This is a genomic window from Planotetraspora mira, assembly GCF_016863275.1.
Lineage (GTDB): Bacteria > Actinomycetota > Actinomycetes > Streptosporangiales > Streptosporangiaceae > Planotetraspora > Planotetraspora mira.
On the sequence record NZ_BOOO01000077.1, the window covers coordinates 1 to 2,108 of the forward strand.

3 protein-coding genes are annotated in these 2,108 nt (G+C 66.1%); 2 read left to right on the forward strand and 1 reads right to left on the reverse strand.

Translation table 11 applies throughout. From position 1 onward, the window contains the following. Nucleotides 1–217 precede the first annotated feature (217 nt). A complete protein-coding gene (locus Pmi06nite_RS41500) occupies nt 218–856 on the reverse strand; it encodes a TetR/AcrR family transcriptional regulator (protein WP_203887068.1) in 639 nt (212 codons plus the stop codon). Nucleotides 857–978: 122 nt separating this feature from the next. Here Pmi06nite_RS41500 and Pmi06nite_RS41505 point away from each other — a divergent pair, with 122 nt between their 5' ends. Then, the gene (locus Pmi06nite_RS41505) at nt 979–1,713 is read left to right on the forward strand and encodes an SDR family NAD(P)-dependent oxidoreductase (protein WP_203958754.1); all 735 of its coding nucleotides are present in this window, start codon (nt 979–981) and stop codon (nt 1,711–1,713) included. Nucleotides 1,714–1,753: 40 nt separating this feature from the next. After that, nucleotides 1,754–2,108 (forward strand): NADPH-dependent F420 reductase (locus tag Pmi06nite_RS41510; protein WP_203958755.1); only part of this gene is annotated, 355 nt, incomplete at its 3' end.

Consider the following 2,108-nt stretch of genomic DNA (forward strand, 5'->3'; position numbering starts at 1 on the left):
ATGCCGTCGAGTACCCACCTTCCGGAGGGCCGGCTCGTCGCCGACATCGGCGGACCGGACGGCGACGTTCTGATCCAGTTGCTCACCGCCGCGCCGGAACGCGGCGGCATCGCGCGTCTCCGGAATCGGTCATCGAAGCGATGCCGCGGTAGATGACGAGGAGTCGGCGGCAGCCGTCGTGGTCGCGATCAGGTGACGAAGCGTGAGCGGGTCGTCATCAACCACCGATCGGAACGGGGGCGGACCCCGGAGCTCTGCGGTCATCGCTGGACTGCTCGGAAGGCGCAGCCGGGATGGCGTTGTCGATGAGCACGGCGGCGATGGCGGCGGCGGTGGGGAAGGAATCGTGGTTGAGGACTCGGGTGCGGGCGGCGGCGCCGTCGATGAGCAGCGCTAGTTGTTCGCCGAGTTGTTCGGGATTGCGGGCGCCGGCTTCGCGGGCGGTTTCGGTGAGTCGCGCGGCGATGGCGGTCTTGTAGTCGCGTGCGTACTGGGAGGCGGGGTGCTCGGGGTCGTGGAGTTCCACGGCCGCCGCGATGTAGGGGCAGAGGGGCGTGGACGCGGGCATGGCGAAGGCGGCGAGAAGTCGTTCTCGCGGCGAGAGGTCGGCGCGGTCGAACACTCCTGGCATGACGTCGGGATCGAACCGGCGCAGGTATTCGGCGACCAGTTCGTCCTTGCTGGCGAAATGCTGGTAGGCCGTCCGCTTGGACACCTGGGCCGCGGCGCAGACCTCGTTCATGCCGGTGCGGTTGATGCCTTGATCGCGGAAGAGCTGCTGTGACGCGCTGACGATGCGCTCGCGTGCGCCACGGCCGCGGCGCTGGCCCCGAGGGCCCTTCTCGAACTCCGTCATGTCCCTAGCATAGGCCGTTCGGTACCGACCGGTGTACATAGCTTGCGGCGACGCCGACCGTCAGGTACGTTACGTAAACAGATCGGTTTACTTAATAGACCCGCTAACTCAACGGAGTGATCATGGGAAAGCTCGATGGCAAGGTAGCGGTGATCACTGGTGGATCCGCCGGGATGGCGCTGGCCGGTGCCAAACTGTTCGTCGAGGAAGGCGCTTACGTCTTCATTCAGGCCCGGCGGCAGGAAGCACTCGACGACGCCGTCAAGCTGATCGGTCGCAACGTCACCGCCGTCCAGGGTGACGCGTCCGAGCTCGACGATCTGGACCGCCTGTTCGAGACCGTCAAACGGGAAAAGGGCTCGATCGACGTGCTGTGGGCGAGTGCCGGGATGGGCGAGGCTGCCGTTCTCGGCGAGATCAGCGAGGAGCAGTTCGATCGCGCGTTCTCGCTCAACGCGCGCGGCACGCTGTTCACCGTGCAGAAGGCGCTGCCGCTGATCAACGACCACGGCTCGATCTTCATGACCGGATCGAACGCCTCACTCGGTGCCTTCCCCGGCTGGAGCCTCTACGCGGGAAGCAAAGCCGTCCAGCAGGCCTGGGCCCGCGTCTGGCTCAACGAGCTGCGCGACCGCAAGATCCGCGTCAACGTCCTGACCCCTGGCCAGGTCGCCACCGCCAAACAGGAAGAACTGTTCGACGAGGAAACCAAGGCCGCATTCGAGTCGCTCATCCCGCGCGGAAAGATGGGCAGCCCCGAGGAAATCGCCACCATCGCCCTGTTCCTCGCCTCCGACGACTCCCGATACGTCAACGGACTGGAACTGGTCGCCGACGGCGGCGTCACCGCCATCTGACTCACATGCGAGACCTTGGGAACAGGAAGAGGACAGTCTCATGAGCACCATCACCTTCATTGGCACCGGCAACATGGCCCGTACGATCGGCACGCTCGCGGTGGCGGGCGGCAACACGGTCGAGGTCATGGGCCGCGATCAGTCCAAGGCCGATGCCCTGGCCAAGGTTCTGGGCGGCGGTACGACGACGGGTAGGTGGGGCGCCGTCCCGGCCGGGGACATCGTTATCACTTCCCTGTTGTACGGAGCTGTCGTGCCGGTGGTCGCCGCGTACGGGGATGCCCTCGCAGGCAAGACGATCGTCGACATCAGCAACCCGTTCAACGCTACGTTCGACGGGCTGGCCCACAGTGAGCAGACCTCGGTCGCGCAGGAGGTCGCCAAGGTGGCGCCGG